Origin of the sequence: Actinacidiphila oryziradicis, assembly GCF_005047355.1 — a bacterium.
GTDB lineage: Bacteria > Actinomycetota > Actinomycetes > Streptomycetales > Streptomycetaceae > Actinacidiphila > Actinacidiphila oryziradicis.
The window spans coordinates 1-6,158 of sequence record NZ_SUMC01000214.1 but is presented as its reverse complement, the minus strand read 5'-3'; the positions used below and the strand labels follow the sequence as shown (position 1 = coordinate 6,158).

Genomic DNA, 6,158 nt, shown 5'->3' with positions numbered 1-6,158 from the left:
GCCGAGGCGGTCGGTCCCCGCCGCGTCCCTCGGGTGGGGCGATGATGTCGTGCGGACGACGCACCGCGGGATCGACATCGAACACGCAGGCCAGCGTGGCCATACGTTTCCGGTTCGATCGGGTTGGACCACCAGGAATTCCTCGGCGACACGCTCGCCTCGGTGGCCTGGCACAAGGCGGGAGTGATCCGTGCCGGTGACGACGTGCTGATCGGCGATGTGCGCGACGAGGCGCGGAAGGTCATCACGCAGGTGCTCGACGACTGCGGGGGTGTCAGGGCACAGTGGATGCGGTGCGCGCTGACCGCGGAAGCCGGGAAAACCGCCCCTGAGCAGCGGAAACATCCACACATCCCGAGCTAGCGAGGAAACTCGGGCTAGGCCGTTCACCCGGATGGACGTTGGGTGGCTGGCACGACAGGACAGGCGCAGACAATGCTGAAATGCTTTCTGTTGAGACCTTACTGATGATGAGCGCCGCACTTACCGCCTACCCGAATCGGCACCTCCGATATCGGATCCGTAGACACGCCCGCGTCCATGGGCCGCGCGCAGGAGAGAACCAATTATGAGCGAGAAGATCGCCGGTATCGATATACCCGATACGCGACTGGCAGCCGAGGCCACGGAACTGGTTCGCGAAGCTGAGCCGCCGCTACTGTTCGACCACTCGCGCAGGGTCTACCTGTTCGGGATGCTGCAAGGGCTACGGCGCGGCCTGAAGCCCGACCCGGAACTGCTCTACGTCGGAGCGATGTTCCACGACCTGGGTCTGACCCAGACATACCGGACCACTCATCAGCGCTTCGAGATCGACAGTGCGAACGAGGCGCGTCGGTTCCTTACCGAGCACGGGGTCGGCGCTGACGATGTCCGCCGGGTATGGACGGCTATCGCCCTACACACAACGCCCGGTGTCCCGGAGTTCATGGATCCCGAGATCGCGTTGGTCACCGCGGGTGTGGAGACTGATGTGCTCGGGATCGGCCGTGACGACCTCGATCCCGCGGCGCTCAAAGCCGTCACCGATGCGCACCCGCGCCCCGACTTCAAGCGCCGGATTCTGGAGGCCTTCACCGAAGGCTTCAAGGACCGGCCCGACACAACCTTCGGCACCGTGAACGCCGATGTACTGGCCCACTTCGTGCCCGGCTTCCAGCGCATCGACTTCGTCGAGGTCATTCAGAGCAACTCCTGGCCAGAGTAGCTGGCGGAAACTATTGCATGTTTCAGCCGACCCGTGTGAACGACAGGGGGACTCCACCGCGAGCAGAGGATGAAGAGATGAGCAATCAACCGCCAGTCACGACCACGGATTCCGGTTGCCCCGTCGCCAGCGACGAGTACTCGCTCACGGTCGCAGCCAACGGCCCCGTCCTGCTGCAGGATACCTACCTGATCGAGAAACTGGCCCACTTCGTCCGCGAACGCGTCCCCGATCGCGTGTACCACGTCAAGGGCGGCGGCGCCTTCGGCTATTTCGAGGTGACTGCCGATGTCACCGAGTGGACCAAAGCCGCCTTCCTCAACACGGTCGGCAAGCGCACGCCGATACTTCTCCGCTGCTCGTCGGTGGCCGGCGAAGAAGGTTACCCGGACTCGGACCGCGACGTGCGCGGCTGGGCCCTGAAGTTCTACACCGAGGAGGGCAACTACGACCTCGTCGGCAACAACACGCCGGTCTTCTTCGTGCGTGACCCCATGAAGTTCCCCGACTTCATCCACTCACAGGAGCGCATGCCCGACACCGGCCTGCGCAGCAACAACATGCAGTGGGACTTCTGGACGCTCTCACCGGAGTCGGCCCACCAGGTGACGATCCTGATGAGCGACCGCGGCACGCCGCGCACCTGGCGCCACATGAACGGCTACAGCAGCGACACGTACATGTGGGAGAACGCCGCGGGTAAGAAATTCTGGGTCAAATACCACTTCAAGACCGAGCAGGGCATCGAGAACTTCACCGACGCCGAGGCCAGGGCCATGCGCGCCGAGGACCTCGACTGCCACCGGCGCGACCTGCGGGAGGCGATCGCCCGCGAGGACCACCCGTCCTGGCGCCTCGAGATGCAGATCATGCCCTACGAGGACGCGGCCGACTACCGCTTCAACCCCTTCGACGTGACCAAGGTCTGGCCGCACGAGGACTACCCGCCGATCACCGTCGGGCGCTTGGTGCTCGACCGCAACCCCGAGAACTTCTTCGCCCAGATCGTGCAGGCCTCGTTCGACGTGGCGAACTTCGTCCCGGGCATCGGGCCCAGCCCGGACCGAATGGTGCTGGGGCGGATGTTCGCCTACGGCGACTCCAGCCGCTATCGCACCGGCCCGAACTATGAGCAGCTTCCGGTCAACCAGCCGCTCAACGAGGTGCACAACTACAACAAGGACGGCCCGATGCGCTACCACCACAACGGGAACCAGCCGGTCTACGCGCCGAACAGCTACGGCGGGCCCAAGGCCGATCCGCAGCGCTACCGCGATCCGAGCTGGTTTGTGGAGGCCGGCGAGATCATGCGCACGGCCTACGAGGCGCACAGGGACGACAACGACTTCATCCAGCCCGGCACGCTCTACCGCCAGGTGATGACACCGAACGACCGGGACCATCTGGTCGACAACATCGTCTGGCAGCTGAACCAGGGAGTGGAGCGCTTCATCCAGGAGCGCGCGGTCAACGACTACTGGACGAAAGTGGATCCCGACCTCGGCACGCGCGTCGCCCAAAGCCTGGGCCTGGGGACTTCGCAGCCAGGCAACGGGTAGCGGAGACAATCCGCTGGCAGCACTGCTACCGCAAGGCAGCGAGCCGGCGACAACAGAGGGAATCACGCCGAGCGCTCAGTGCAACTCTCCGGTCAGGAACTGAGCTCGGCCCGACCCGAAGGACCAGTCCTCGTCATCGTTCTCGGTCACCGAGACGATCAGATCGGCCGGGTCGAGACCGCAGTCGCGTCGCAGCCGCTCGGCCAGCAGCGCGTAAAGCCTCTCCTTCTGCGCACGGCTGCGCCTGCGGCTGACCACGTGGATTATTACCAGCCGGTCGGACCGATCGATGCCCAGACCGGTGTCGAGTGCAACGATCTCGCCGGCGGGGTGGCTCCTCACTACCTGGTACCGGTCCCGCTCGGGCACTCCCAACGCCTCCACTGTGGCCGCGTGCGTTGTGTCGAGCAGCGCTCTGATCTCACCAGGTGTTCGGCCCTCGATGACGTCGAAATACTGCAGTGGCATGGCCTTTCCTTCCGGGTCTGATGACCGGTGGGGGGTCGTGGAGGCGCTACGTGGAGCAGGGCTCGGCCAGGGGTTACCGGTCAGCCAGTGGCGGCGGGAGCGGGCTGGGCGGCGAAGAAGGCCAGGACCTCGGCGAGGAACTCCTCAGTGCGTTCCAGGCCCCACTGCGTGGCTGGAGCCCGGCCCGGTGAAGATCTTCGACGTGGCCCCCGGGATCCGCTCGGCACCTTGCGGCACTGCCACAGCGGGGCCGCCAAGTCTTGCCCGCCACCGATCACCAGAGGCGGCTTGTCGACCCTCGGCAGCCGGTCCGAAGCGTCGCGAGCCAGGTCGGCATCCCACAACTCCACCACCGTTTTCACCTCGCTCTCGCTCTGCGGCAACAGCGGCAGCATCAATTCCATCATTACCGAAAACTCCGGCACGGTGCCAGCGAAGCCGACGGCGATCACTTCACGGCGACGCCCCCCAAGGCTGGCCAGGGCGGCGTGGAGATGACGCCAGTCAGCAGGGTGATGGTCAGAACACGAGGCTCTCCACCGACCGAACGATTCGCCCAGCGGCTGATCGAGCGCTACGGCGACCGTCACGACCTGTGAGCGCTGCCCGCTCTGCCGTACGGCCTGTCGCTTGAGTACGCCTGGTCTGCCGGCACCGTCTCTCTGAACACCGCCACGCTCGTCCGTGCCACCCCGCCCGTCAGCTGCTCATCGTCAACGGTCACGGCGGGAACCGCGGCATCACGAGGCCCTCGCTACGAACTCCAGCAGCCCCACGCCATCACCGTCTGCGTCATCCACCAAGCTCGCTGTCGGCCGAGATCACCGACAGCGAGCAGCCCGAAATCCACGCCGGCACCCTGACGCTCGCCCTCGCCGGACACCGTGCGGCTCGATGGGATACCAGACGACTACATCCCGAACCCCCGCCAACACGAGGAGATCGACCAGCTCGTTACTCCGACGCGGCACCACATGGCCGTGGCCGTCCGCGCCGCCCGGCCATCTCCTCGCTCGGCATGGGCCACTCGATCACCGCAAGTGCTATGGAGGCCGGCGCGGACGTGCTCGCCCGCGACGTCCCCGGCAACCCCCCGGAGGACCCATGCCCTCACACCTTCGTACCCCAAGACCTGATCACGCGCGCTTCATCCCTCATCGACCGCTGGTTCCGGGAGAACGTGACTCCTCCACCCCGTTCAGGTAGCGGACGAACAGCGGGTAGGTGAGCTGGTTGTCGTAGAAGACCCGCTGCGGCTCGCCGACGACGATGGCCGTGAAGCCGCGGTCCGGGTCTTTGAGGGCGGCCAGCAGCTCTGATACCTGGGGCCGTCGCTTCCACGGCGGGGACCGGCTGCGCCACACGCCTGACTTCGCGGCCGCGACCGACCAGCGGTAATGACGACGGTGCACCAAACTCACTTTCAGTAGTTGTGCGATCACCGAAAGGATCAGATAATGCAGTGATGGACCCCTCATATCCGACATATAGCGCTGTGTCGCAGATGCTGGCGATCGCATCTGAACCCTCGCAGATGCTGCCGGCGCGCGAGCAGATGGCGTTCACTCTCGGGTTCCACATCATCCTGGTCCCCTTCGGCGTAGCCTTCACCTTTCTCATGCTGGTCGCCAACTTCCGGGGTCTGCGCCGTAACGATCGGCAGGCGATGCTCTTGGCGCAACGGTGGTCGAAAGTGGCCGCGGTGCTCTTCGCCGTGGGGGCCGTTACCGGCACGGTGCTCAGCTTCGAGCTGGGTATCCTCTGGCCAGGACTCATGGGGAAGTACGGTTCGGCCTTCGGCTTCCCCTTCGCGATCGAGGGGTTGTTCTTCTTCCTGGAAGCCATCTTTATGGCCGTCTATATCTACGGCTGGAATCGGCTGTCGCCCTGGGCGCACTTCTGGACGGGCATTCCCGTTACACTGGCCAGCGTGGGCGGGGCGGGAGCGGTCATCGCGGCCAACGGCTGGATGAACCAGCCTGGAGGGATCGTCGTACACGGCGGCCGGGTGGTGGACGTGTCGCCGGCGAAGGTGTTCTTCAACGGGGCCTTCTGGCTGGAATTCCTGCACATGCTGCTCGCCGCGTACATCGTCGCGGGCTTCACAGTCGCCGGGGTCTACGCCGCCGGAATGCTGAAGGGCCGACGCGACCGCTATCACCGGTTGGGATTTCTCATCCCCCTCACCGTAGCGAGCATCGCGATGCCGCTGCAGTTCATCGTCGGCGACACGATCGCCCGCCAGGTATTCGATAAGGAACCCGCCAAATTCGCCGCCATCGAGATCCTCCCCAAGACCGGTGACCATGTCCCCGAGACCCTCGGGGGCGTACTGATCGACGGCAAAGCGAGGTACGGCATCCAACTTCCGGACATCGCCTCCGTACTCGCGGGATTCACTCCCTCCACACGGATCAAGGGGATCGACGCGATCCCATCCGCCGTTCGGCCCGCCGACGCCGTCGTCAGCGTCGTCCACCTCGCCTTCGATGTCATGGTGGGCACCGCGTCCGCTCTGCTTTTGCTGGCTGTGTGGTTCGGTCTGCTCTGGTGGCGGCGGCGCGACATCCCGACCGGTCGTTGGTTCCTGCGCGCATGCGCGGTCGCGGGCCTGGTGTCGATCGTGTCCCTGGAGAGCGGCTGGGTGACGACAGAGGTGGGACGCCAGCCCTGGACGGTGGTGGGACTGCTGCTCACCAGGGACGCCGTCACCACCACCGGAAACCTTTGGCCGTTCTTCGGGGCGGCGGTGGCGATCTACCTCGCCGTGGGCGTCACCGCCGTACTGGTACTGCGGTCCATGCATCGACGCTGGGCCAAGGGCGACGACGCCGACGACGTACCGTACGGGCCGGAGCCGACGCCGCCCAACCAGCCGGTCGCCAGGAGCTGACGAGCATGAACGATGTCATCGCGGTTATCCT

General features: G+C 65.4%; 7 protein-coding genes and 1 pseudogene. 4 read left to right on the top strand and 4 right to left on the bottom strand.

Going from position 1 to position 6,158, the window contains the following annotated elements; genetic code table 11:
* Nucleotides 1-235, bottom strand: a pseudogene (locus FCI23_RS64495) (hypothetical protein); the annotation flags it as partial.
* Here FCI23_RS64495 and FCI23_RS53490 point away from each other — a divergent pair.
* The 3 genes from FCI23_RS53490 to FCI23_RS53480 all read left to right on the top strand — a co-directional run bounded on the left by FCI23_RS53490 (nucleotide 124) and on the right by FCI23_RS53480 (nucleotide 2,766).
* A complete protein-coding gene (locus FCI23_RS53490) occupies nucleotides 124-363 on the top strand; it encodes a hypothetical protein (RefSeq protein WP_136731400.1) in 240 nt (79 codons plus the stop codon). The pseudogene FCI23_RS64495 and the gene FCI23_RS53490 overlap by 112 nt on opposite strands.
* Before the next feature lie 205 nt (nucleotides 364-568).
* Nucleotides 569-1,207, top strand: coding sequence for an HD domain-containing protein (locus tag FCI23_RS53485; protein ID WP_136731398.1), 639 nt, complete (start codon nucleotides 569-571; stop codon nucleotides 1,205-1,207).
* 77 nt (nucleotides 1,208-1,284) lie between these two features.
* Nucleotides 1,285-2,766: a catalase gene (locus FCI23_RS53480; RefSeq protein ID WP_136731396.1), complete on the top strand. Its 1,482-nt coding sequence runs from the start codon at nucleotides 1,285-1,287 to the stop codon at nucleotides 2,764-2,766.
* 75 nt (nucleotides 2,767-2,841) lie between these two features.
* On the opposite strand, the gene FCI23_RS53475 is transcribed toward FCI23_RS53480, so the two are convergent.
* The 3 genes from FCI23_RS53475 to FCI23_RS53465 form a co-directional block, all read right to left on the bottom strand.
* Nucleotides 2,842-3,234 carry a tautomerase family protein gene (locus FCI23_RS53475; RefSeq protein WP_136731394.1) on the bottom strand — a complete coding sequence of 131 codons (393 nt, stop codon included), beginning with the start codon at nucleotides 3,232-3,234 and terminating at the stop codon, nucleotides 2,842-2,844.
* An 80-nt stretch (nucleotides 3,235-3,314) separates the two neighbouring features.
* Nucleotides 3,315-3,686, bottom strand: coding sequence for a hypothetical protein (locus FCI23_RS53470; RefSeq protein WP_136731392.1), 372 nt, complete (start codon nucleotides 3,684-3,686; stop codon nucleotides 3,315-3,317).
* A gap of 702 nt (nucleotides 3,687-4,388) precedes the next feature.
* On the bottom strand, nucleotides 4,389-4,646 hold the full coding sequence (locus FCI23_RS53465) for a hypothetical protein (RefSeq protein ID WP_211265885.1): 258 nt from the start codon (nucleotides 4,644-4,646) through the stop codon (nucleotides 4,389-4,391).
* 53 nt (nucleotides 4,647-4,699) lie between these two features.
* Here FCI23_RS53465 and FCI23_RS53460 point away from each other — a divergent pair, with 53 nt between their 5' ends.
* Nucleotides 4,700-6,127, top strand: coding sequence for a cytochrome ubiquinol oxidase subunit I (locus FCI23_RS53460; RefSeq protein ID WP_136731390.1), 1,428 nt, complete (start codon nucleotides 4,700-4,702; stop codon nucleotides 6,125-6,127).
* Nucleotides 6,128-6,158 lie beyond the last annotated feature (31 nt).

Excerpts from the sequence above, each read along its gene's own strand:
- FCI23_RS53485 (WP_136731398.1), top strand. The coding sequence starts at position 569 with ATGAGCGAGAAGATCGCCGGTATCGATATACCCGATACGCGACTGGCA.
- FCI23_RS53480 (WP_136731396.1), top strand. The coding sequence starts at position 1,285 with ATGAGCAATCAACCGCCAGTCACGACCACGGATTCCGGTTGCCCCGTC.
- FCI23_RS53475 (WP_136731394.1), bottom strand. The coding sequence starts at position 3,234 with ATGCCACTGCAGTATTTCGACGTCATCGAGGGCCGAACACCTGGTGAG.
- FCI23_RS53460 (WP_136731390.1), top strand. The coding sequence starts at position 4,700 with ATGGACCCCTCATATCCGACATATAGCGCTGTGTCGCAGATGCTGGCG.